Annotated in this window: 17 protein-coding genes; 12 read left to right on the top strand and 5 right to left on the bottom strand. The window is 47.1% G+C overall.

The features are described 5' to 3' along the window. Positions 1 to 76: 76 nt before the first annotated feature. The 5 genes from GJR95_RS34030 to GJR95_RS34010 are packed head-to-tail and all read left to right on the top strand — an operon-like array spanning position 77 to position 7004. Positions 77 to 2254 (top strand): bi-domain-containing oxidoreductase, encoded by a 2178-nt coding sequence (locus GJR95_RS34030; protein WP_162390096.1) that lies wholly within the window; start codon positions 77 to 79, stop codon positions 2252 to 2254. Continuing rightward, complete coding sequence (locus GJR95_RS34025; RefSeq protein WP_162390095.1) at positions 2247 to 3863, top strand: alginate lyase family protein; 1617 nt, start codon at positions 2247 to 2249, stop codon at positions 3861 to 3863. Before GJR95_RS34030 ends, GJR95_RS34025 begins: the two co-directional genes overlap by 8 nt. Continuing rightward, positions 3860 to 5080 carry a glycosyltransferase family 4 protein gene (locus GJR95_RS34020; protein ID WP_162390094.1) on the top strand — a complete coding sequence of 407 codons (1221 nt, stop codon included), beginning with the start codon at positions 3860 to 3862 and terminating at the stop codon, positions 5078 to 5080. The genes GJR95_RS34025 and GJR95_RS34020 overlap by 4 nt, the downstream gene beginning before the upstream one ends. Then, complete coding sequence (locus GJR95_RS34015; RefSeq protein WP_162390093.1) at positions 5077 to 5991, top strand: NAD-dependent epimerase/dehydratase family protein; 915 nt, start codon at positions 5077 to 5079, stop codon at positions 5989 to 5991. The genes GJR95_RS34020 and GJR95_RS34015 overlap by 4 nt, the downstream gene beginning before the upstream one ends. Then, complete coding sequence (locus tag GJR95_RS34010; protein WP_162390092.1) at positions 5988 to 7004, top strand: MraY family glycosyltransferase; 1017 nt, start codon at positions 5988 to 5990, stop codon at positions 7002 to 7004. Before GJR95_RS34015 ends, GJR95_RS34010 begins: the two co-directional genes overlap by 4 nt. 105 nt (positions 7005 to 7109) lie before the next feature. Here the strand turns inward: GJR95_RS34010 and GJR95_RS34005 are convergent, their stop codons facing one another. Beyond that, positions 7110 to 7562 (bottom strand): thioredoxin family protein, encoded by a 453-nt coding sequence (locus GJR95_RS34005; protein ID WP_162390091.1) that lies wholly within the window; start codon positions 7560 to 7562, stop codon positions 7110 to 7112. A 175-nt stretch (positions 7563 to 7737) separates the two neighbouring features. On the opposite strand from GJR95_RS34005, the gene yihA reads away from it, so the two are divergent. Together yihA and GJR95_RS33995 are read left to right on the top strand one after the other, a co-directional pair. Further along, positions 7738 to 8340, top strand: coding sequence for a ribosome biogenesis GTP-binding protein YihA/YsxC (yihA, locus tag GJR95_RS34000; protein WP_162391973.1), 603 nt, complete (start codon positions 7738 to 7740; stop codon positions 8338 to 8340). Between the two features lie 126 nt (positions 8341 to 8466). Further along, positions 8467 to 8949, top strand: a complete 483-nt coding sequence (locus tag GJR95_RS33995; RefSeq protein WP_162390090.1) for a DUF5606 family protein — start codon at positions 8467 to 8469, stop codon at positions 8947 to 8949. A 159-nt stretch (positions 8950 to 9108) separates the two neighbouring features. On the opposite strand, the gene pyk is transcribed toward GJR95_RS33995, so the two are convergent. Next, positions 9109 to 10545 (bottom strand): pyruvate kinase, encoded by a 1437-nt coding sequence (pyk, locus tag GJR95_RS33990; protein ID WP_162390089.1) that lies wholly within the window; start codon positions 10543 to 10545, stop codon positions 9109 to 9111. A 358-nt stretch (positions 10546 to 10903) separates the two neighbouring features. Between pyk and tkt the strand changes: the two genes are divergently transcribed. Beyond that, a complete protein-coding gene (tkt, locus tag GJR95_RS33985) occupies positions 10904 to 12949 on the top strand; it encodes a transketolase (protein ID WP_162390088.1) in 2046 nt (681 codons plus the stop codon). 140 nt (positions 12950 to 13089) lie between these two features. Here tkt and GJR95_RS33980 read toward each other — a convergent pair whose 3' ends face one another. The 3 genes from GJR95_RS33980 to GJR95_RS33970 all read right to left on the bottom strand — a co-directional run bounded on the left by GJR95_RS33980 (position 13090) and on the right by GJR95_RS33970 (position 15794). Beyond that, complete coding sequence (locus GJR95_RS33980; RefSeq protein WP_162390087.1) at positions 13090 to 13503, bottom strand: RrF2 family transcriptional regulator; 414 nt, start codon at positions 13501 to 13503, stop codon at positions 13090 to 13092. 687 nt (positions 13504 to 14190) lie between these two features. Continuing rightward, positions 14191 to 14577 (bottom strand): LytTR family DNA-binding domain-containing protein, encoded by a 387-nt coding sequence (locus GJR95_RS33975; protein WP_162390086.1) that lies wholly within the window; start codon positions 14575 to 14577, stop codon positions 14191 to 14193. Between the two features lie 200 nt (positions 14578 to 14777). Further along, positions 14778 to 15794 carry a GntR family transcriptional regulator gene (locus GJR95_RS33970; RefSeq protein ID WP_162390085.1) on the bottom strand — a complete coding sequence of 339 codons (1017 nt, stop codon included), beginning with the start codon at positions 15792 to 15794 and terminating at the stop codon, positions 14778 to 14780. Between the two features lie 787 nt (positions 15795 to 16581). On the opposite strand from GJR95_RS33970, the gene GJR95_RS33965 reads away from it, so the two are divergent. The 4 genes from GJR95_RS33965 to GJR95_RS33950 all read left to right on the top strand — a co-directional run bounded on the left by GJR95_RS33965 (position 16582) and on the right by GJR95_RS33950 (position 25251). Then, positions 16582 to 19692, top strand: coding sequence for a SusC/RagA family TonB-linked outer membrane protein (locus GJR95_RS33965; RefSeq protein WP_394370010.1), 3111 nt, complete (start codon positions 16582 to 16584; stop codon positions 19690 to 19692). 53 nt (positions 19693 to 19745) lie between these two features. Continuing rightward, positions 19746 to 21263, top strand: a complete 1518-nt coding sequence (locus GJR95_RS33960; protein WP_162390083.1) for a RagB/SusD family nutrient uptake outer membrane protein — start codon at positions 19746 to 19748, stop codon at positions 21261 to 21263. A gap of 472 nt (positions 21264 to 21735) precedes the next feature. Then, positions 21736 to 24435, top strand: coding sequence for a c-type cytochrome (locus GJR95_RS33955; protein WP_162390082.1), 2700 nt, complete (start codon positions 21736 to 21738; stop codon positions 24433 to 24435). Positions 24436 to 24462: 27 nt separating this feature from the next. Then, the gene (locus GJR95_RS33950) at positions 24463 to 25251 is read left to right on the top strand and encodes a 3-keto-disaccharide hydrolase (protein WP_162390081.1); all 789 of its coding nucleotides are present in this window, start codon (positions 24463 to 24465) and stop codon (positions 25249 to 25251) included. Positions 25252 to 25266: the final 15 nt, after the last annotated feature.

Here is a 25266-nt window from a genome sequence, read left to right as displayed (position 1 = left end):
GTAGCAGAGGCTGGTTAGTTAGAATTGACTCAGGGCACTTTGTGAAGGTCTCTGTTCGCTATTTATTCCCACCGTCATGAAACAACTTATTCAGAATCTTAAAACGGGCGAAACACTGCTCGAAGAGGTCCCTGCCCCCCAGGTACGTCGAGGGCAAGTGTTGATTCAAACACATCGATCATTAGTCTCGCTAGGTACGGAGCGAATGCTCGTTGAATTTGGGAAGGCCAACCTGATTGCCAAAGCCCGGCAACAACCCGATAAGGTGAAACAGGTGTTGGAGAAAATCCAGAGCGATGGCTTGCGGCCTACCCTTGAGGCCGTATTTCGTAAGCTCGACCAACCGCTGCCACTTGGTTACTGCAACGTTGGAACCGTATTGGGTGTGGGGGAGGGCATTACGGATCTGCACATTGGTGATCGGGTGGCATCGAATGGTCCTCATGCCGAGCTTGTTTGTGTACCGCGCAATCTGGTTGCCCACGTTCCCGATGGGGTGAGCGATGATGAAGCGGTGTTTACCGTGATTGGCGCTATTGGCTTGCAGGGTATCCGGCTATTACTTCCCACCTTAGGCGAAACAATAGTCGTTGTTGGTTTAGGGCTCATTGGGCTGCTCACCGCCGAATTGCTGCGACTAAATGGCTGCCGCGTTATTGGTCTGGACGTAGACGAAACCAAACTTGAACTGGCCAGGCAACGGGGTATTATAGCGCTGAACCCGGCCAGAGATACCGATCCGGTGAAAGCTGTGTTGTCGCTCACAAACAACATTGGTGCCGATGGGGTGCTGATCACGGCTTCTGCCAGAACGGATGAACTCGTATCGCAGGCGGCCCGCATGAGCCGTAAACGGGGCCGCATTATAGTAGTCGGTGTGGTAGGGCTAAACCTGAATCGTGCTGAGTTTTATGAGAAGGAGTTGGCGTTTCAGGTATCCTGTTCCTACGGTCCTGGCCGCTACGATGAGGAATATGAACAACAGGGCCATGACTATCCCTTACCCTTTGTCCGGTGGACGGAGAATCGCAATTTTCAGACAATTCTACAATTGATCGCCAGTGGTCAGCTGCCTGTAAAACAGCTTATTGCCGAGGTTGTTCCCTTTGCTGATTACTATAAAATCTATAGTACGATTGGGCAGAAAAATCGGCCAGGCATCGCATCGTTAATGTGCTATCCCGAATCGGTTAGCCAGACCTCGACAGTAAAGCTTTATGAAGCTAAATACGAGCCGAATGCGGGTACAGTCGGCATTATCGGCGCCGGAAATTTCACCGCTGCAACCCTGCTGCCAGCGCTAAAGGCGGCTGGTGCGAATATCAAAGCGATTGCTAGCGCCAGTGGACTAAGTGCTACGTTACTAGCCAGAAAATATGGTGTCAGTGAAAGTACATCGGACTATGGACAACTACTTAATGATCCTGACATTGACCTCTGTGTAATCACGACCCGGCACAATAGCCATGCCCGTATGACGGTCCAGGCTTTGCGGGCTGGCAAACACGTATTTGTTGAAAAACCACTGGCGATTCACAACGACGAGGTAGCACAGATCATGGAAGCTCAGCAACAGGCAGGGCGCTTGGTTATGGTTGGTTTCAATCGACGATTTTCACTCTATTCCCAGAAGATGAAATCGTTGCTGGGTGGGGACCTGTCGGGCCAAATCCCGATGAATGTTATTGCCACGATGAATGCCGGGGCAATTCCCGCGAATTCATGGGTGCATGATCGGGCTGTGGGTGGTGGTCGAATTTTGGGAGAGGCCTGTCATTTTGTTGATTTGATTACCTTCCTGACAAGTAGCCGAGTAATCAGTGTATGTATGAATGCAATGGGGAAGCAGCCTTCCGAAACCAGTGATTCGGCCTCGCTACTGTTACGCTATGAAAACGGGTCAACAGGGGTTATCAATTATTTTGCCAATGGCAGCAAAGCCTATGCAAAGGAGCGTATAGAGGTTTATTCGCAGGAACGGACCCTTGTACTCGACAACTTTCGCAAACTGACAGGCTACGGATTTATGGGTTTTTCGAGTATGTCTGGGCGGCAGGATAAAGGTCATGTTGAGCAGATGTCACGATTAGTTCGACAGCTCCGAAACGGGAAAGTTAACCCCACAGGAGAGCAGCTTATTCCATTTGATGAGCTAATTAATACAACCCAAACGACCCTGGCTGCGTTGCAAAGCCTGCGCGAAAAGGGGTGGATAGACGTAAGTCGTATCGAGCTTTTTCAGGAACATGAGTAAGATTGGTCTTATCTGGCGGACCGTTCGCTATTTGCGCGTCAGGCAGATTGCCTATCAACTCGTCAATCGTCTGCGAAAACGACCGAAACTTCGCTTACCGAAACAGGCTCCAATTGGATATTTTCTGGTCGTGCCAGAAGCGGATAAACCAGTGTCTTATACAGATAGAACATTTACATTTTTAAATCAGCCGGTTCTGTTTGCGTCTGCCATTGACTGGAATTATGTTCAGAATGGGAAGCTCTGGACCTACAATCTCAATTATTTCGATTACCTGAATCAAACCAGCCCCTGTCTGACAACTGAAGAAGGCCAGCGATTGATTCATGAATTTATTACCCATACTGATTCGCTCAGCGATGGCCTGGAACCATACCCAACATCATTGCGAATTATAAACTGGATACAATTCCTAAGCCGACACCAGGTTCGTGACAATAAAATAGAGATTCATCTGTTTGCTCAGATTGACTTAGTAAACAAGCGTCTGGAATATCATCTTGCTGGCAATCACTTACTCGAAAATGGCTTCGCCCTTCTCCTGGGAGCATTGTATTTTCAACAGGAACACTGGTTTCGTCGAGCCTCGAAACTGCTTCGGCAGGAGTTGACCATACAAATACTGGCCGATGGCGCCCATGATGAACGTAGCCCCATGTATCATCAGCTATTGCTCGATCGACTGCTGGATGTCTTGATCGCTTTACAGGCAAATTCATGGCATAACGACGCCAGTCTTGTTGAATTCTTGGCCGGAATAAGCACAAAAATGCTTGACTGGCTAAAGGCGATTACGTTTTCTAACGGTGATGTGCCAATGGTTAATGATGCTGCTTTCGGTATTGCACCAACTTCCGCGCAGATTCTGGTAAAGGCACAGAATCTGCCATTTCGGAAGAAAAGCAAACGGGCTGAAATGTTAATTTTCTCACAGACCGACCAGGATAGCGGCTACCGAATGTACCGTTGGCCACATTATGAGCTTTTTGTGGACGCCGGAGCTGTCGGCCCTGACCATCAGCCCGGTCATGCTCACGCTGATACGTTCTCGTTTGTACTCTACGTAGATGGGACACCTGTCATTGTAGATAGCGGCACATCGACCTATCAGATTGGGTCGCGTCGGGCATGGGAGCGGAGCACGGCTGCGCATAACACGGTAGAAATCAGTGCATACAACTCATCGGAAGTTTGGGGCGGGTTTCGGGTTGGACGGCGAGCGCACGTAGCAATACGCAGGGAAAGTGACGTGGGAATTGCTGCTCACCATGACGGCTACCGTAGCCTTGGCATAACGCATGTTCGAAACTGGGAAATAGAATCACTAAAGTTTAGTATCTTGGATCGAATTATAGGTCACAAAGTCGATTGTAAAACTAGGCTATTCTATGTTGCCCGTTTGCACTTTCATCCCGATGTGTTGGTGAGATCATATACCGACCATGTGATAGCTGGGCCGATAGAGCTAAGGTTTTTATCGGATACAACGCCGAAACTCGTGCTAAAGCCCTATTCGATGGCTGATGGCTTCAACCGATTGCGGTCTGGGCATTGCCTGGAAATTACGTTTACGAATTACCTGCATACCATCGTAACCCACAATGAATGAGAATTTTATACCTGACTTTTTATTTCGAACCTGATCTTTGCGCTGGCTCATTTCGAAATACGCCGTTAGTGGAAGAACTAGCTAGCCAGCTTACATCAGGAGACCTGATTCACGTAGTTACGACGCAGCCGAACCGCTACCAGTCGTTTAAGCTGGCCGCTCCTGGCCATGAAGAAAGAGGAGGCAATCTAAGCTGCCGGGTGCGAATCGACCGCGTTGCCGTTCCGACTCATGCCAGTGGATATGTTGACCAGATGCGTTCGTTTCTGACTTATTATAGAACGGCTCATCGACTGACAAATGGGCAACAGTACGATTTGGTCGTTGCGTCTTCGTCACGATTGTTTACTGCTTTTCTGGGAGCGCGATTAGCACGCGGTAAATTCCTTCCCTTAGTCCTCGATATTCGGGATCTATTTCGCGAAACAATTCTGGAGATGGTTAGAAATCGTTGGGGCCAATTTTGGCGCTTCGGCCTGAATCTGGTCCTGAGCGTCGTTGAGCGTTATACGTTCAGCTATGCGAAGCACATGAACCTGGTTTCAGAAGGGTTTAGATCGTATTTTAATCCCTATCCACAGGCAACCTACAGTTATTTTACGAATGGGATTGACGATGAATTTCTTTCACTTACACCTTCGACAGGTCGGATTACTCTGGAAAAATTAATTCTTTATGCCGGTAACATTGGCGAAGGACAGGGGCTACATAAAATCATTCCACAGGCGGCCCGACTGTTGGGCGATGCCTATCGATTTATCGTCATTGGCGACGGCGGAGCAAAGGCTAAACTAGAGGCTGTTATTCAGATTGAGGGTGTTCTGAATGTCGAATTACGCAAACCTGTAGGCCGGAAAGAGTTACTGCGCGAGTACCAAAAGGCTGATTATCTGTTTGTTCATCTTAATGATCTTGATGCGTTTAAACGTGTTCTGCCCTCTAAATTATTTGAATACGGAGCCACCGATAAGCCGGTTATAGCTGGTGTAGCGGGCTATGCCGCCCAATTTGTGCTGGAATACATTGAAAACAGCATTCTGTTCGACCCCGGTAATGTGAATAAGCTGGTGACGCAACTGCGCGCGACGCCTTACCGAACGGCCTATCGCACTGCTTTTGTGGCCAGATTTCAGCGACGGGCAATCATGGCCGCTATGGCCAGACAGATTCTTAACGTTGTGCCTTCGGTTAATCATTCTGAAACGTCGGCCCTATGACTATTCTGCTGACAGGCGCTTCCGGTTTTCTGGGGAGCCGGATTCTGAAAGAACTTGAGCCTGATAACTCGGTAACGACACTGGGTCGGCAGCTTAGTGGTAGTCGCCATATTGTTTGCGATTTAGCAAAAGAAGCCCCTGATCTGATAGGCCATTCCTTCGATGTTGTCGTTAATGCTGCAGGCAAGGCCCATTCTGTACCACGCAATTCACAGGAGCTGGCCGATTATGAACGAGTGAACGTGCAGGGTACGGCCCGGTTACTGGCTTCACTAGAAAAATTACCGGTTTTGCCGCAATCGATCGTTCACATCAGTACTGTGCTGGTGTATGGACGCTCGGAGGGAAAGCACCTCAACGAACAGACATCACTCGATGCCAAGGATGCTTATGGCTACAGTAAGGTTAAGGCAGAAGCCGTCGTGCAGGCATGGGGGGTAAAGAATGGCGTTCGGGTAACAATTTTGCGGTTACCGCTCGTAGTAGCTGAACAGCCTACCGGTAATCTGGCTGCCATGCTGAAAGGCATACGTCGAGGCTATTATGTGCGGATCGGTGCTGGTTTAACCCGTCGGAGTATGGTTCGGGCCGACGATGTGGCTGCTGTTATCATTCGGGCTGCGTCGGTTTCTGGTATCTATAACCTTACCGATGGGCGGCATCCAAGTGTTCGTGAGCTCGAAGACGCCATTGCCCGTACCGTTGGCAGAAACCGTATTCCGTCGATTCCACTGAGCTTTTCCAAAGCGATTGCTTATGTCGGTGATGGTATAAACGCTCTTATTGGTCGCAGGTTTCCACTTGACTCCGCTGCTCTGCAAAAATTGACGGGCTCGCTAACTTTTTCGGATGAAGCCGCTCGCCAGCACCTGAACTGGAATCCACGCTCTGTCCTTGATAGCTTCAAATGACCCTCATTGGTTATGCGTTTCTGACTGCCTTGCTGGTTGCCAGCGAAGTGTCCTACCTGCGTTTAGCGCAGTATTTTGGCATTGTCGATAGGCCCAATGAGCGAAGCTCACATAGAGGTCAGACGACCATCAGGGGTGGAGGAGTTCTCTTCTGGATTGCGGCCTGGGGTGCGTTCGTCTTTACTTATTTTGACTTTCCTTACTTTTTTGCGGGACTGTCGTTGGTAGCCGCAATAAGTTTTCTGGATGATCTTCACTCGCTGGCAAATCGATACCGGATTAGTATGCACTTTATCGGGATTGGTTTGATGCTTTACCAGACAACTGGTTTCGACCTCGAATTCTGGATGATGGGAGTCCTATTGATAATTGGCGTTGGCATTCTGAACGCCTATAACTTCATGGATGGCATCAACGGTATCACTGCTTTTTATAGCCTTGTTACGGTTGGAACATTCTGGTATGCCTACCTACAGCACCTACCAGAAGGGGCTATAAACAACGCACTATTGCCATTTACTCTCGTTGCAGTGCTCATTTTCAGCTACTTCAATGCGCGATCCAGGGCCATCTGTTTTGCCGGGGACGTAGGTAGTGTATCCATCGCCTTTATTATCCTATATGCGTTAATTGTGTTTATTAAGGCTAGTCAGACCTATCTGCCAACCCTGTTTTTAGCTGTATATGGTATCGATAGTGTTCTGACAATTACGCACCGGCTCTATTTACGACACAATATTTTTCAGGCCCACCGACTTCATTTGTTCCAACTGCTTGTGCATAAAAAACACTGGTCTCACCTGCGCGTATCTGCTTTGTATGCCCTCGTACAACTAGGGATCAATGGGTTGGTTTTGGCTGCGCTCCACCGGCCTTTAGTCAATCAACTAACCCTAGCCGCTATCATTTTAAGCGTACTGGCCAGTATGTATGTCGTGGTGAAATCGCGATTGATGAAGGTAAATTTGGAGACAACAGAGCCGTGCCACGGTTCATCAATAAGCGATGGTTAACCGTGGCACGGCTCTGTTTCGTTTCCAAACAAAAGTCCTAAAAAGCCGAAGGGCCGATTTGCTAAAATCGGCCCTTCGACAATGATAAGTGAAGCAACGTTCAGATTACTTCACGCTCTTACCGATAGCGATCAGATTTTCAGGAGTTTGAAGCCCGATTACCTTTTTCAGTATTTTGCCATTGCTATCAATGAACAATAACGTTGGATAAGCTTCCAGTGGGTAAACCTGCGACAGAGCAGGCCCTTCCCCTTTTTCCATATCCATTTTTACGTTGATAAACTTGGCATTATAGACTTCACCCACCGCTTTTTTGGTAAATACATTCTTCTGAAGAAGCTTGCAGGGACCGCACCAGCTTGCATAGGCGTCCAGAAAAATTACTTTCTTTTCCGCTTTTGCCTTCTTAAGAATGTCTTTCCACGCAGCATCGGTAAACTGGATTCCCTCACTATCTTCTTTAGGGGCTGGTTTATGATCGCCAGCAGAAATGGCCTGTGTGGCTGAGTAGCTAAATCCGACGAATAGAATGGTTAATAACCAAATAACTTTTTTCATGCTCGGACCGGTACACCGGTGATTTTTGAGTTTCGGATGAATAACGCACCGGATGGGCATTTTCGTTTCTACCGGTGTTGAATAAGCAAATTAATACGCACTTTCTCAAAAGGCAAACAGTGTGCCATTTTCCTTATTCTTTCCGACCTTTGTACTCGTTTCAGCCATCATTGCTATGCCCGTTAAACAAGCTGAGTTCTTTGTCAGTAATTCTGATCCAGCCAAATGCCCTAAGCCCGACCGGCCCGAGTACGCTTTCATTGGCCGTTCTAATGTAGGGAAATCGTCACTGATTAATATGCTGACCGGCCGTTCATCGCTGGCTAAAATTTCAGGGAAACCGGGTAAGACCCAGTTGATCAATCACTTTGTGATCGACAATGAATGGTATCTGGTCGATTTGCCTGGCTACGGTTATGCGCAGGTAAGTAAAACTGAGCGCGAGAAATTTGCAGCTCTGATTGATGGCTATCTGACTAGCCGACCCAATTTACTGTGTATTTTTGTGCTGGTCGATTCTCGCATTGAGCCGCAAAAAATTGACCTCGATTTTATGTATAATCTGGGCGAGAAAGGATTGCCATTTGTGATTGTGTTTACCAAAACAGAAAAACTCGGTCCAACCAAGTTGCAGGCAACGCTGGATACCTATCGGGCTAAATTGCTGGAAACATGGGAAGAAGCTCCCCAGTTTTTTGTTACCTCTGCTGTTACGGCTGCCGGGCGTGAGGAAATCCTGTCCTTTATCAGGCCGCTGAACCAGGAGTATAGGAAATAGGTAAGGGAACTGGACTAACCAAATTAACTTCATCAATCCAGATTCTTAATTATCATTTAACCTAATTACCCACTAAAAAAGGCAATACGTCGGCCTAAACAGGCGTTACAATTTTACAAAGTATCTATGGAAGCATTAAAACAAATTGCCAACATTGCCGGTCAAAGCGGCCTTTTTCGGATTTTGAAACCTAGCCGAAATGGTGTTATTGTTGAATCGCTGGACGACAAGAAGGCTAAAACAATGATGGGCCCAACGGCTCGGGTGTCGGTTCTGAACGATATTTCGATTTACGTCGATACGGCCGATCAGTCGATTCCGCTTGCTGATGTGCTGTTGGCTGTCAATGATAAATATGGCGAAACACTGACCGTTGATCCAAAAGGATCACCCAGCGAACTAGCCGATTTTATGGCGTCGGTTGTGCCTGATTATGATCGCGAACGGGTTCGGCAGGCTGATATTAAAAAATTAATTGTGTGGTTCGGCATTCTGCGTCAATACGCGCCCGAAGTGTTCGAAAAACCAACTGACGAATCGGCAGAGGCATCTACAGAGGAAACGCCTGCCGAAGCATCGGCCGCCGAAACAGAAGAAGAAAAAGCATAATTGGGTTTATGTTTCTGGATGATTGCTTACGGAAAGCAGACATCTAAAAACATAAACTAATAAAAATCTCCATTTTCAGTGAGAACGGAAAAGCCGCGATGACCCTTGGTTTCGCGGCTTTTTAGTCGTTAGAGCCAATCCGAAAATTGGCTCTAATCATTAATCGACAGAACTTAGCTTCACCGTATTGGTTCGGCGAGCCTGTGTGAGTGGCATACTGAGGGTATTGATAAAAATATCGCCGGAAGCCAGCTTGCCCTGACTGATCAGCGTCTGTTTGATACCTTCTACAGTCTGATCGACCGTTAGCTCAGGGTTTGGCTCGTAAGGTAACACCTGAACACCCCAGTACAACCCGAGCGTGTTGCGTAGTTGCGGATCGTTGGAGAAGACAAACAAGTCAGCTTTAGGCCGGTGATGCGATAGCCGTACTGCTGTATAGCCCGAATTGGTAATCCCGATAACCGCTTTCGCCTTGGTGTCGCGTGCCAGACGGCAGGCACTCATAACGACGTTGTCATTAATGACATTTTCGCTCGGATGTTCATTAACGTAGGCGTGATACCGATAATAAATCTTGTCGGTTGTGTTTTCAACCTGCAAAATGGTATTGGCCATACTCTCGACCGCCAGAATCGGGTATTTACCAGAAGCTGTTTCGGCACTTAGCATCACGGCGTCGGCCCCATCGAGAACCGAATTGGCGATGTCATTGATTTCGGCGCGGGTTGGGCGGGGAGCATCGATCATACTTTCGAGCATCTGCGTAGCAACAATGACCGGTTTTGCGGCTTTGTTACACTTCTCAACCAGCATTTTCTGAATCATTGGTACTTCCTCGGCGGGTAGTTCGACGCCAAGGTCACCGCGTGCCACCATCAGGCCGTCAGTTGCTGCAATAATGGCATCGATGTTCTGAATGGCTTCAGGTTTTTCGATTTTGGCAATAACGCGGCAGTTTTTACCCTGAGATTTGATGTATTCTTTAATCTCGATAATTTCAGAGGCTTCACGAACAAAAGACAGCGCGATCCATTCGGCATTGTGTTCGAGGCCAAACTTAAGGTCTTCCCAGTCTTTGTCGGTTACGGCAGGCATTGATACCCGCGTATTGGGCAGGTTGACGCCTTTTTTAGACTTCATGGATCCACCATAAACAACTTCAGTGACTACGTCGGTGCCTTCGGTGCCAATTACCCGAACCTCCAGTTTGCCGTCGTCCATCAGAATACGCTCGCCCGCATGGACATCTTTGTACATGTCTTTGTAGGGAGTACTTACGCGCTCTGCTGTACCCAGTACATCATCGTTTGTAAATACCAGTCTGTTGCCAGGCAGAATCATGACGCCGTCTTTATTCTCGACGTTACCGATACGAATCTTCGGCCCCTGCAAATCCTGTAGTACGCAGAGGTTTAGGTTAAACTCCGCATTGATTTCACGGATACGGTTAAGTCTGATAAGGTGATCGTCGTGGGTACCGTGGGAAAAATTAAGCCGGAATACGTTTACACCGGCTTTGGCTAATGCCAACAATTGTTCTTTCGTTTCGGAAGCCGGGCCGATAGTGGCCACGATCTTGGTTTTCTTAGACATGAGGGACGGGAAAATTGGGCAAAAACGGCCAAGAGCCGGTGCAAAAATAACCGGCAGGGTTAATAAACAGTTGTGTTTACTGAAATTTTACGACTTATATCGAAACGGTTGCATCTGGGAATTGAGCAAAATAGCCAAAATGAGCCTGGCTACTAGCCCTTAAGACTTCCTGTGTTATGTGAAGATAAACTCTTCCGACTGAGTTTTAATGATGTGTTAAGCCAGGGCGATTTTGTAAATGATTTCCAGTGATTTTATCGTTTTTTCAATCTTCTTTTCCATTTACGAGTTTAGTTAAAATACCCGGTTTCAAGGGGTAGACAAGGATACATTGTTTTAATCTACTTTCTCTCCCGCTATGGCGAATAAGACCAGTGACCTCGACCAACTTAGTATTAATACGATCCGGCTGTTGTCGGTAGATGCTGTTCAAAAAGCTAATTCCGGCCATCCCGGATTACCGCTGGGTGCGGCACCGATGGCCTACGTGCTCTGGTCGCGCTTTTTGCGATTCAACCCTAAAGACCCGCATTGGCCCGATCGTGATCGGTTCGTGCTGTCGGCAGGTCATGGTTCGGCGCTACTTTATAGTCTCCTGCATCTCTATGGATACGACCTGTCGCTCGATGACCTGAAGAGTTTTCGGCAGCTCCATTCCAAAACACCCGGCCATCCCGAATCAAACCTGACGGCAGGGGTTGAAGTTACAACCGGGCCGTTGGGGCAGGGGTTTGCTAATGGAGTGGGTATGGCTATGGCCGAAGCTTTTCTGGCGGCTACCTACAACAAAGAGGAGCATACCGTAGTCGATCATTATACCTATTCGATCGTAAGTGATGGTGATCTGATGGAAGGAATTGCGTCGGAAGCGGCTTCGTTGGCAGGCCACCTTAAATTAGGAAAGTTGATTTATCTCTACGATGATAACCTGATTTCATTGGATGGGCCAACAAATCTGGCATTTACCGAAGATCGGATGGCTCGTTTTGATGCCTATGGCTGGCATACACAGCAGGTAGCTGATGGAAATGATCTGGAGGCCATTGAGGCAGCTATCCGGGAGGCTCAGGCCGAAACAGAGCGCCCATCGATCATTGCCGTCCGAACCATTATCGGGTATGGTAGCCCGCAGGAAGGCACCAGTAAAGTACACGGTAGTGCGCTGGGAGAGGAGAATGTCCGGAAAACCAAGGAGTTTTTCGGATGGGACCCTGATAAGACATTTGTTGTGCCCGAAGAGGTTGTCCCTCATTTGCTCGAACCCGGACAACAGGGCGCTACTTTACAGGCGGACTGGCAAAAACGATTTGACCAATACAACGCTCAGTTTTCTGCGGAAGCCGATAATTTCAGTCGGTCGTTTGCCGGTAAACTTCCTGAAAACTGGGATGCTGACCTACCCCAGTTCAAGCCTGAAGATGGCCCTCTGGCAACCCGGCAGGCATCGGGTAAGGCACTGATTGCGTTAAAACAGCGGGTGCCTTATTTAGTTGGAGGCTCGGCCGATCTGGCGTCGTCCAATGAAATGCCAACGAAAGGCGATGTTAGTTTTCAGCCTGGCCATTATGGAAATTCTAATATCTGGTTTGGCGTTCGCGAACACGCTATGGGAGCCGCGCTCAATGGTATGGCGCAACACGGTGGCGTGCACCCGTATGGGGGAACATTCCTGAACTTTTCTGACTACATGCGGGGAGCCATCCGCCTGACGGCTCTGGCCGAATCGTCGGTAACGTTCGTATTTACGCATGATAGTATCGGGTTAGGCGAGGATGGGCCTACACATCAGCCCGTTGAGCAATTTGTTTCCCTCCGAACCATTCCAAACACTATTGTTATCCGGCCGGCCGACGCCAATGAAACAACAGAAGCCTGGCGGGTAGCCATGACCCAGCCCAAAACACCGGTCTTGTTGATATTAGGCCGTCAAAAACTTCCAGTGCTGGACCAGAGCAAATATGGATCGGCACGTGGTCTGGAGAAAGGAGCTTACATTCTGAGCGAAGCCGAAGGATCTCCTCAATTGATTCTGATCGCTACGGGTTCCGAGGTTTCATTGGTACTGGATGCCCAGGCCGAACTAAGAAAGGAAGGTATTCAGACGCGGGTTGTTAGTATGCCTTCCTGGGAGTTGTTCGAAAAGCAGGACCGAACGTATCAACATGAGGTCTTGCCGCCTTCTATTCGGAAGCGACTGGCTGTTGAAGTTGGATCACCGATTGGCTGGCATAAATATGTAACAGACGAAGGGACAACAATCAGTATGAATCGCTTTGGATTATCTGGTCCCGGCGAGGAGGTGATGGCCTATTTCGGGTTTACAGTCGAAAATGTGGTTAAAAGAGCGAAATCGGTGTTGCAGGGACAACCGGAAGACATTGAAAAAAAAGAAATAGTGTCCTGATAAATACCATGCGTCCCTACGTTTCACGCAGAAGTTGCCGGATCTCGAGCCGACCTCTGCGTGGAACGTAGGGACGTAATAACTTGTAACTACGGACCCATATACGCTACTCGTACAACCAATTTTCAGATGACGCCCAGCTAAGACTGTACCAGCGACCGTAACGTAGTGCGTTCATACACAGATAGGTTCGCATCACGAACGCGCTCCATAATGGGCCGGATTTTGCAGGTTTCTTCATCTTCGCAGTCGTCGCAACGGACATAAAAGTTCAGGGAAACGCAGGGTGTGGGAGCAATTGGGCCGTCAATTATTCGAACGACCTGGGCCAGATTCACCCGTTCGGGTTCAACCCGGAGCAGATAGCCTCCTCCTTTCCCTTTCTGACTCTGAAGAATGCCATGATTTCGTAATTCCAGTAGAATGGCTTCCAGGAATTTTTTCGGAATACCTTCCTGAGCTGAAATGTAAGAAATCAGCACAGGACCATTTCCGAATTGTTCGGTTAGCACCTTGAGTGCCTTAATGGCATATTTTGCTTTCTTCGAGATCATTTTTACTTGTTCTTATTGGTGAATGGTAGTTTATTAGTCAATGGCGGTAGTGTTCTCTACGTCGATAAGCTGTTAATGGGCTAAGTCTGACCGGATTCTGGCAACTTCACCTACTCTACAATAAATATAGCTATTGGGCCTGCATACCATAAATCGGCTCTTTCATAGTCCCTAATCTGAGACTATGCTTCCTGCTAGTTGTTTCAATTGGCTAGACAGCAGCATTTCCTTCAGGGACCTGTTTCAGTTGCAAAGAACGATTAATAAATTAATACTTCCTACTTAACCTATAGATATTATTCAATTTGAAATCAGGTTAAATTTTATACGCAGGACCAGCTTATCCAGGTATAAGCTAGGAAAGACGACAAAAGGTAAATCTACCGCAGCAATGGCTAATTCTGCTACTAGTTAAAATTTGACGCTACAGGCTAATCTGGTAAAATAGTGTCCTACATGGCTACTATTGCTGGCATTGCAATACTGTTTTCTGCCAAAAAAGCAGTCAATGTGGTGTCGGTTTCTTCAAACCGACACCATGACGCCGGTTCGCCGTGGCGTTTCTCAAAACCGCTTCATTCACACCAATCAACCTGGCCTACTGCCAATACCGGCTAAATGGAGTCAATGTGGCTAGTCAGCTGAACAATTTTACGGATCGAATCACCTACCAGTACTATGAAAAGTCTAATTGGAAGAGAAAGCACTTTGTGGTATACCTATGGGTTCGTGCTGACTACGAAACTGAGCGAGTCCTTTAATTTTTCCACCCGGTAAACTATTAAGCTGCCGAACCACCGGAGTAACACGACGACGACTTACAGGAAGCCAGATATCGGCAACCAGCACATCCGCCGAGCGATCATTGTTCCGGCGAACCTGTACAATGTGAGTCGGGTTTACGGCCAGGCTCTTACTCAGGCGAATAAAGCCAGGCAGCATATTGACACATTTTTTGAGCGTGGTGGAGTTCAGCTCTGGTGATGCGTCAGTCAGAAATATACGAGTGTAGTTTCCCCAACCCATTAAATATAAAATGCGGCAGGTGTTGATACTCAACTTACTAAATTTCATGTAAATTTTGTGGCGATATGGTAACTATTAGTGATGTTATAAAGATATGAGTAAATTTAAAAAATAATAAAATAAGGCAACCCTACATGAGAAGCCTTATTAACTAAATGTTGAAAAGAAAAGTCAAGGGTATATACGTGAGCGATTGCCAAATGGATTTTTGGAAATGTGTTGTACTAATAAAATCGACAGGGCAATCGCTAAAGTGATTTTCGTACGATAAGCTGAAACGGGTTTTCGATGTGTTCTACACTGGTATTGAGTACTAATTGAGCTGCTGTGCGACCCATTTGGGCAAAATCAGTAGACATTACCGTAATGCCTTCCAGCAGGAATTCTTTCAGCGGGGTTTCATTATAGGACAAAATACCAACCTCCTGTCCAACGATATACGTTGTCATCTTGATTTTCTTGATAAGTTCAACAAGATCATCTTCCATTAGATTAATATAAGCTTGTTGCGGATAGATTACTTCCTGCTGAATATTATCAATCACACGAGTGTTAAAATTATGCTCGTAGCAAAACTTATAAAAGCCATTTAGAATTGCTTTCGGGTGATAGGTATACGAGGGAAAGAGAATACAAAGTGTTGTGTATTTTTTTAACAAAGGGAGCGCATCCGTAAGGGCCTGGTAGAGGTCTTTTTCAAAGTTCTGAAATACGGCAGCATACTTTCCGGATACCCCTTCCAGAAGCTTATCCAGAAGGATCAGCTTATGTTTGGGTAAGCTATTAATCAGCTCATTTGCTTTTTCACCCCCTTCATAAAAGTGGCCAATGATCACATAATGAGTATGGTTACGGGCCTGACGCTCAATCAGATCCCGAAATAGTCTGAAATCATTGTTATAGATAAAGAAATCGATCGCTACGCCAGGCCCCAGTAGTTCAACAAATGAGTCGTAAATGATTTTTTTGTGAGCACTCAGTTTGTTGAAGAGTAAAAATATTTTCAGGTTCTGGCCAGTCTTGGTATAGTTTATGTAAAATCCTTTTCCTCGAACGGCCTCGATAATTTCTTTTTCCTTAAGGAGCTCGTAGGCTCGCTCAATGGTTCCTTTGGCCACATCGAATTCGGCACATAACTCATGAATGGACGGCAATTTGTCGCCTGGAATTATATCCCGATTTTCAATACCCTCTACAATTGAATTATAAATCTGCTGATACTTAGGGGTATTCGAATAGTCGTTGATTTTAATATGTCGGAGCATGTTGGATTAATTTAGACCGAACTAGTAGCAGCATCGAACTGGCTGACTAAATTCATTATAGCAAGGCTACCAGCAAAAGCGCAGTCCATAGTAACAGGCAATCTGGATAATAAATAATTCCAGAAGAAACGTTAGACGAATTTCTCTATAAAAAGGTCGTTTTCCCGAATCCTACTACCCGGATTCAGAATGTTTATGCGGTTAAGCTACGAATGAACAATTGATTGAGCTGATAAAATAGCATATGTAAACTAGATGTTGGTTAATCTATTTTTTCGATCGAATATACTTTAGAAAATCAGATAACGGTGGCCTCGCTCACAGAAGAGAGAGCTAGAAGGATATCAATTGGGTTGGCTTGCCTGTCACACTTTTTCAGGCTTTCGATAATGGGCAAGCCAGTCTCGGGAAATAATTACTACAAAAGCTATAGGAAATGATCTATGGAGCCACTCAGCCTACTTTTTGGCCTTGTCTACCGGGCAGAATTAATGAATGGTGGCCAATGGGAAATGTAGATTAATTTATTTAAATAATTATGAAAGTGGGTAAGTATGGGAAAGTTGGCGGCATTGAGATGGTAATATTTGGCCATTGAATTGGTTTTTTGAAAGCCAGTTCAGCTAGTTCTTTAATCCTAATCTCTTTTGTTAATCTCATGAAAAGACTCTATCAATTAGCAGTGCTAGGTCTGATAACGAGCAGTTATTCAGGCTACGCACAGGAGGTAATAGTACAGAAAAGTAATGCGGTCAAAAATGGGCATCTGATCGCCAGGAATGTTACAATGAAAGATAGGTCACACACAGTTACTGCCTTGGCAGATGTAACCGTGTCGGGGAAGGTGATCGACGAGAAAGGGGATGGGCTGCCGGGCGTAAGTGTCATTGTTAAAGGAACGACCCAGGGAACCAACACCGATGGTACGGGAAGTTTTAAAATTGTAGTGCCAAATACCAATGCAACGCTGGTTTTTAGTTTTGTGGGCTATGCGCGTAAAGAGGTAGTTGTGGGTAACCAAACAACAGTGAGTGTTACGCTGTCTCCCGACGACCAAACCCTGAACGAAGTGGTGGTTGTAGGTTATGGTAGCCAGTTGAAAAAGGAAATAACCGGTGCTGTTCAAACGGTAAGTGCAGCAGAGATTAAAGATTTACCTGTTTCGCAGATTGGCCAGAAATTACAGGGTCGTCTGGCAGGTGTGCAAATCAACCAGGCTACTGGTAAGCCTGGTCAGGGTATTAGTATCCGTATTCGGGGTCAGGTATCGGTTTCGGCTGGTAGTGACCCACTTTACGTAGTCGATGGTTTTCCGATAACGGGGAACATTGCCCAGCTTAACCCCGATGAGATTGAAGATCTTTCGGTTTTGAAAGATGCTGCTTCTACGTCGCTGTACGGTTCTCGGGCGGCCAACGGTGTTGTTCTGATTACCACCAAAAAAGGGAAACCTGGCCAGACAAACGTTAGCTTCAGCGCGTATGCGGGGGTACAGAAGGTACCTATGAGAGGTCGTGTGAAAATGCTGAACGCTGTTGAGTTCGCTCAGTTCAAGAAAGACTTCTACGAAGACCAGTTGCAGCCCGTACCAGCCGAGTTCCAGAATCCCGCTCAGTATGAAGGGAAAAATAATGACTGGTATGATGCGTTACTGCGGCAGGCACCCATTCAGAGCTATAACCTGAGTGTTTCTAATAATACCGGCAAGGCCAATACGTCGTTGGTTGCGGGTATCTTCAACCAGGATGGGGTGGTGCTGAACAACAAATACAAACGGTACTCGCTGCGCCTGAACTCAAATTATAACCTGTCGGATAAGGTAACGGTTGGCTTTAACGTAGCACCTTCGTACGTGTACGACAATACGCCCCGGACCGATGGTGACCGCGGAACCGGGATTCTGTTCAACGCGCTGCACACATGGCCGGTAATGCCCATTTACGATGCCAATGGTGAGCTAACCAAATTCAACCAGTTTCCGGCTAGTACAGGTAATATTTTTCAGTATCCTAACTGGCTGCGTGCCGCTAAAGAGCTGATCAATGAAACCAAGAACACAAACCTACTGGCGAATGCCTATGTGCAATACCGACCGATCACTGGGTTAACCCTCCGGTCGACGATGAACATCGAATACCAAAACTCTAAATTCTTTTTCTTCAACCCGTCGACGGCTACCAGCGCTATTAACGTGCCGATCCCAACTACGGCTGTTTCGATTCGGCAGAGTCTGGAAAACACATCCTGGCTAAACGAAAACCTGGCGACCTATACCCGCAGCTTTAACGATCATAACTTCGAGTTGCTGGCTGGTTTCACCAATCAGTGGTACCGTCAGGAATTCAGCCGTATTCAGGCCAATACATACGCCGATGATCGGTTACCAACGATCCAGGGAGCACTTAATATAGACCGGAGTGGTAACCCTAACGCTACAAGAAACGATGTAAACCAATGGGCTCTGACCTCTTATCTGTCTCGCCTGACGTATAACTACAAAGGCAAATATCTGTTTACAGCGGCTGTTCGGACAGATGGCTCGTCCCGCTTCGGCGCGAATAATCAGTTTGGTACGTTCCCGTCGGCTTCGGTAGGCTGGGTAATGTCGGATGAAGATTTTCTGAAGCCAATCCAACAGATTTCGTTTGCCAAAATTCGGGCTAGTTATGGCGTAATCGGTAATAATAACATCGGTAACTACACATCGTATGCCTTAGTTAACAATACGACAAATGCAGTATTTGGTAGCACAGTTGCTACGGGGGCCGTCGTTACGTCGTTGGCTAACCCTAATTTAGGATGGGAAACAACCAGGCAGTTTGATATAGGGCTTGATCTGGGATTACTGAACGACCGTATCCAGTTCATCTACGATTTTTATACGAAACGTACGACGAACCTGCTCTACGCCGTACAGGTTCCGCAGGAATCGGGCTTTACAAACTTCAATGACAACATTGGCGAAATTAAGTTCTGGGGCCATGAATTCTCGCTGACAACCAAGAACACAACGGGTAAACTGAAATGGACAACCAACGCCAACATCTCATTTAACCGCAATCTGGTTGTTTCGCTGGCTCCGGGTATCGACCGGGTATATGGTGGTACAGGTTTCCACATTACGCAGGTCGGTAAGCCCTTCGGCCAATTCTATGGTTTGGTGAAAGAAGGGTATTATAAGAATGCTGAAGAACTCAAGAGTTCACCTGTCATTCCAGGACGTTCGGCTATCGGCACCATCAAGTTTAAGGACATAAATGGCGATGGTGTTATCACGAACGGTGGCGATGCCGACGACCGGACCATCCTTGGAAGCCCATTCCCGAAATTCACCTACGGGATTACCAATGACTTGAAATACGGCAATTTCGATTTCTCGATTACGGGTTCCGGCTCCTACGGAAATCAGTTGTGGGTTCGCCACTTATACAGCACCGCGAACCTGGATGGCGTATTTAACATGGTAGAAGGTGTTAAAGACCGCTTCCGTGTTCAAAATACCATGGTTAACATTAACGGTACTCTTACCGGTGTAGCGACCAATGTTATTACTCAGGGAGCAGGTCAGTTCGGTGCAACGAACAATGGCGGGAACTTCACGGGTATTGAGCGTGACTGGCATAGTTCGCAATTCCTGGCTGATGCATCATTTTTCACCATCAAAAACATAACACTGGGCTATAATATAGGGGCGGTCAATAAGCTCTTCAAATCAGCCCGTGTATATGCGTCGGCTCAACAGGTCTATATATTCACGAAATACTGGGGTGGTCCAAATCCAGAAACCAGTGGAAACGGTGCGGGTGATGGTCCAGGCGACAACTTGAGCCAGGGCGTTGATTTCTCGAACTACCCAGTTCCACGCACGTTCACGCTAGGCGTTAACCTGAATTTCTAAATCAGACCAGCATTTCAAAATCATATTTTCAACATTCTTATTTTATATATAGAATGAAAACAAAACTTATTGCGACCTGGCTTTTAGGAATTGCCCTAACCGGTTGCCAGAAAGATTTTCTGACTGTAATACCCGAAACGGCGTTGAGTTCGGCTACATTCTTCAAAACCGAAGCCGATTTTCAGCAGGCTGTCAATGGGGCTTATGTACCTTTTCGGCAGATGTATAACGAACGGGCCTGGGTTCTGGAGGAGATGCACTCCGACAATACGTATTATGCTCGTAACACGCTCTATGGGGCTGTTGACCCGACAGAAAACGTGGCTGATTTTGCTGTTCCAACGGCTAATGGTGTTACCGCCAATGATAACGTGCTGGTGCAGTATCGGTTAAATTATGTGATTATTGCCCGCGCTAATCAAATTTTAGCGCTCATTGATGGTGCCGGAATAACGTTCAGTACGCCCGCTAACAAAGACAATTTGAAGGGCCAGGCGCTGTTTCTTAGAGCATTTGCCTACTTCGATCTGATTCGGTTATTTGGTAAAGTACCACTGCATTTAGTCCCCATTACGGGTCGGGAAGATGCCGCCTTACCACTTTCGACAGCGGAACAAGTCTATGCTCAGATTGAAAAAGACGCTACGGATGCCAGTAAGCTTCTGCTGAATAAAGCAAAGCAGGAAGCTGGTCGGGCTACGTCGGGGGCTGCTAAAACGCTATTGGCGAATCTCTATCTGACGCAGAAAAAATGGGCTCAGGTTGAACCGCTGATGAAAGACGTAGTAACCAACGATGGCTATACGCTGATGCCTGATTACAACAACGCCTTTGCATTTACCAGCACGAACAAGAACAATCAGGAGTCAGTGTTTGAGGTCCAGTACATGGAAGGCTCGGCCGGCTATAACGGTAACCAGATTTACCGCTTTCTGCCGTCTCCCATAAGTGCAGCGGAGATCGCGCCAATTACCGGTACATCGAACCCGCAGCCTACGTCTCAGGAGAGTAATAACATTCCGACCCCGGATCTGATTGCGGCCTACGAACCCGGCGATAAGCGGAAAGATATTTCCATCGGAACCGTTGTATTAAACGGTAGCCTACGAGCCGAGAAGACCTATCCGTATATCAAAAAATACGCCCGGACCCACTCGCTGCACAACAATACTGGTCAGAACTGGCCCGTTTATCGTTATGCTGAAGTGCTGCTGTTTTTGGCGGAGTCGTTAAATGAGCAGGGTAAAGCAGGTGAAGCTGCTACTTATATAAACCAGGTGCGTACCCGTGCAGGTTTGGCTGCTACAAAGGCAACATCTCAGGCCGACATGCGGGAAGCTATTTTCAAAGAACGTCGCGTTGAGCTGGCCTTCGAAAACAAACGCTGGTTCGACTTGACCAGAACGGGCCGCGTGAAGGAAATCATTGGTGCATATGGTGCGAAGGTAAAAGCTAATCCGGCAGCCTATTATTTCCCGGCTGGCGCGGTTCCTCCCCCGAATGCATTCACTGTCCTGGATGATTATTATGGACTGCCTGCTGTTGAGGCTGCTCTGACGCCCAATTTCTGATGACTTACCTGTCGGGGTGTCGGGTGTCAAAGCCCGACACCCCGATATATAAAAGAGTGAACGAACAGAATTGCATGAAGCGAAGCATGATTAAAAACCAGCCATAGCCGTAAGGTGACTGGCGAATTGTTACAACTTGAACAAGTGAAAGCCACTCGTACTGGCTCGGCGAAATCAACGACATTATCAATCATCTCGGTTCTGCCATCGTCGGCGAAACGAATGATTATCTGGTAGACGAGTAGATACCGACACGGCTGCAGAAACCATGAAAGTGGAAAACTGGACGATCACAACTAAAGAAAAAACTGTTTCCATGCGACCAGTTCGTATCCTGAGTATTCGCCAGCTAAATCAGTAGAATATGCCAAAATATTGCCTCTTATTAACTGACAACAGCAAATGTGGTATAGGTTGAGTCTAAGTCGACAGGCATCAACAATATCCATTAAACCTTTATCTACGAATTACTATGTTTTCTCAATTCAACGTGGCCAAACTCGGATTAGCGGTTGCGGCAATCATTCTGGTCGGTGTATCCTGGATTAGCTTACGCTACCCGGAAACGAACAGACAGGGTGCTGAGAACCCTAAAGTTGACAAGCTAAAATTACAACCTGGCTTCAAAGCCGAGCATATCTACAGCCCTTCTGAAAATAAGCAGGGATCGTGGGTGTCGATGACCTTCGACGACAAAGGGCGGATGATTACATCTGACCAATACGGTGGGCTTTTTCGCATCACAATCCCCGCTATCGGTTCTGGCTCAACCCAACCCAGCATTGAAAAGCTCGTTATTAGTAAAGACACGAGTATTGGAATGGGTTACGCACAGGGCTTATTATACGCGTTCAATAGTTTGTATGTCATGGTGAATAACCGACCTAACAAACAATTCCCCAAGACTAGTGGCTTATACCGATTGCAGGATACCGACGGCGATGATCAGTTTGACAAGGTATCGATGCTGAAAGAACTTAAGGGTGAAGGTGAGCACGGGCCGCACAGTGTCGTGCTATCGCCTGATAAAAAATCCATTTATGTGATCAGCGGTAACCATACAGATGTACCGCCAATGGACGCTTATCGACTCCCCTCTAATTGGAAAGAAGACAACCTGTTCCCGCTCATTAAAGATCCTCGCGGACACGCCAACGACCGAATGGCACCTGGTGGTTGGGTTGCCAATATTGACCCGGAAGGAAAACGGTGGGAGTTGATCGGTGCAGGCTTCCGGAATGCGTTTGACGTTGCGTTCAACGAAGCGGGCGATATGTTCACGTATGATTCGGATATGGAATGGGATTTTGGCTTGCCCTGGTACCGTCCCACGCGTATCTGCCATGTGACAAGTGGTGCTGAATTCGGCTGGCGCACAGGTAACAGCAAATGGTTACCTGGTAATCCGGATAATCTACCCGCCTTGCTCAACATTGGTCAGGGGTCGCCTACCAACGTGCTATACGGCCAGAACGCCAAATTTCCGCAAAAATACCGTCAATCTCTTTTTGCTTTCGACTGGAGTTTTGGCATTATTTACTCCATTCATCTGAAGCCTAAAGGGTCTACTTATGAAGGTGAACGCGAAGAGTTTATTTCGGGCTCTCCACTTCCGCTAACCGATGGTGCCATCGGGCCCGACGGTGCCCTTTATTTCCTGACGGGTGGCCGCCGATTAGAATCTGACTTATACCGGGTTTATTACGCAGGTACTGAATCGACTACTCCTCCGACCCCGGTTCTGACGGCCGAGCATAATCTTAGAACCAGTCTGGAAAAATACCACGGGGAGCCTAATGCGGCTGCCATTGCAGCTGCATGGCCTAATCTGAACCATTCGGATCGGTTTATACGGTATGCGGCCCGGATTGCTGTCGAGCACCAGCCAGTTGCCCAATGGCAGGAAAAAGCGTTAGTCGAAACCGATCCACAGCGTTCCATACAGGCTATCGTTGCCCTTGCCCGTCAGGGTAGTGCCGATGTAAAAAGTAAGGCAATTAATTCGCTACTAAAAATTAACTTCAGCCAATTGCCTGAATCGCAGCAGTTTGACTTGTTACGCGCCTTTGAGCTGATTTTCCTGCGAATGGGAGCACCAGAAGCGGCAGACAAAGACAAAATTGTTGCCTACCTGAATCCGAAGTATCCGGCCAAAACTGCGTTGCTCAATCGGGGACTAAGCAAAGTGCTTATTTATCTGGAAGCGCCCAATGTAGTTAATAAGACATTGGCCTTAATGGATCTAAAAGATGAACCAGGCAGTAAAAACCTTGATCTGGAACCAGCTACAGCCTCGTCGGATCTGATCTTGCGTAACCCTCAGTATGGAATGGACATCGCCAAAATGCTGGCGAAAGTACCACCGCTTCAGCAAACCTATTATGCGGTGATGCTAAGCCGGGAAGACGCTGGCTGGACGCCCGAACTTCGTACGAAATATTTTAGCTGGTTTGGCAATGCATTTAAATATGAAGGTGGCCGGAGTTACGTCGGCTTTATTGACAGAGCCCGAAAACTAGCCCTGAATCACGTTCCTAAAGATCAGTTCGATAAATTTAACAAACTATCCGGGGCCGATATTTTGACCAGTTCAGGCAACGATATCGTTAAGACCGATTATTCACCTAAAGGGCCAGGTCGGCGCTGGATGCTGGATAGAGCGGTGGCAATAGTCGATAGCATGGGTGCCCTGAAAACGATGCCTAATTTTGATACGGGTAAGAAAATATATTCGGCAATTCTATGCAGCAGTTGCCACAGTATGCAGGGATCGGGTGGAGACATCGGTCCTGATCTGACACAACTCGGAACTCGATTCTCGAATAAGGATATTCTGGAGGCCATCATTGAGCCAAGCAAAACCGTCTCGGATCAGTATGCATCGAGCATCTTTTATTTGAAAAATGGACAGTCTGTTGTAGGACGGTTGGTTAATGAGGATAAGGTCAATTATTCGATTTCCCAGAACCCGTTTGCGCCGGACCAACTCCGGAAAATTCCAAAGAAAGACGTAACCTCGAAGCGCTATTCTCAGGAGTCGATTATGTATCCAGGTCTTATTAACAGCCTGAATCCTAACGAACTAGCCGACCTGATGGCTTATCTGAAATCTGGAGGTAAACAGGATAGTGAGATCTATAAAAGCACTCAGGGAACCTCGAAAGGGAAATAAATTTAGGTGCCAAAACGCATGATTACTATGTCGATAACAAAGTTCAAGCTTACTCACGTTGGACTAGTACTGGCTATATTACTGGCTGGTACTAGTGAAATCTCCTGGGGACAATCGAAAAAACAGAAGTCTGGTAAAGATGGCTTTGTCCAGATATTTGACGGTAAATCGCTGAAAGGCTGGGACGGTGATCCGAATTACTGGCGGGTTGAAGATGGCTGTTTGACGGGTGAGATAACCCCCGATAAACTCCTGAAAACCAATTCGTTCATCATCTGGCGGGGTGGCGAACCCGGCGACTTTGAGTTTACGGGTGAGTTTAAGATCACAGAAGCAGGAAACTCTGGGATCAACTATCGGAGTGATCAGTTAACGGATGTGCCGTTTGCGCTCAGAGGGTATCAGGCCGATATCGATGGGAAGATGCGCTATACCGGTCAGAATTATGAGGAGCGGAAACGGACAACACTGGCCTATCGTGGTCAGAAAACAACCATCGGAACCTACGCGGGTGAAAACACGCCGGAGGCCATACGAGCCAACGTGAAAAGTAATGCCTGGAATGGGTTGAATGTAACCGGTTCGCTGGGTAGCTCCGACTCGCTTAAGACTTTTATAAAAAGCGAAGACTGGAATACCTTTCATTTAGTTATTAAGGGTAATCGCTTACAGCACTATATCAATGATGTGTTGATGAGTGAGGTAACGGATGATGACACCGTTAATCGAAAAGCGAAAGGATTACTTGGCGTGCAGGTACACGTAGGACCACCCATGAAGGTGCAATACCGAAACCTGATGCTGAAACAACTGTAGATAGTAAACCGCCAA

This window comes from Spirosoma endbachense (assembly GCF_010233585.1).
GTDB lineage: Bacteria > Bacteroidota > Bacteroidia > Cytophagales > Spirosomataceae > Spirosoma > Spirosoma endbachense.
The sequence above is the reverse complement of the archived record's forward strand: the minus strand, read 5'-3'. Positions and strand labels throughout refer to the sequence as shown.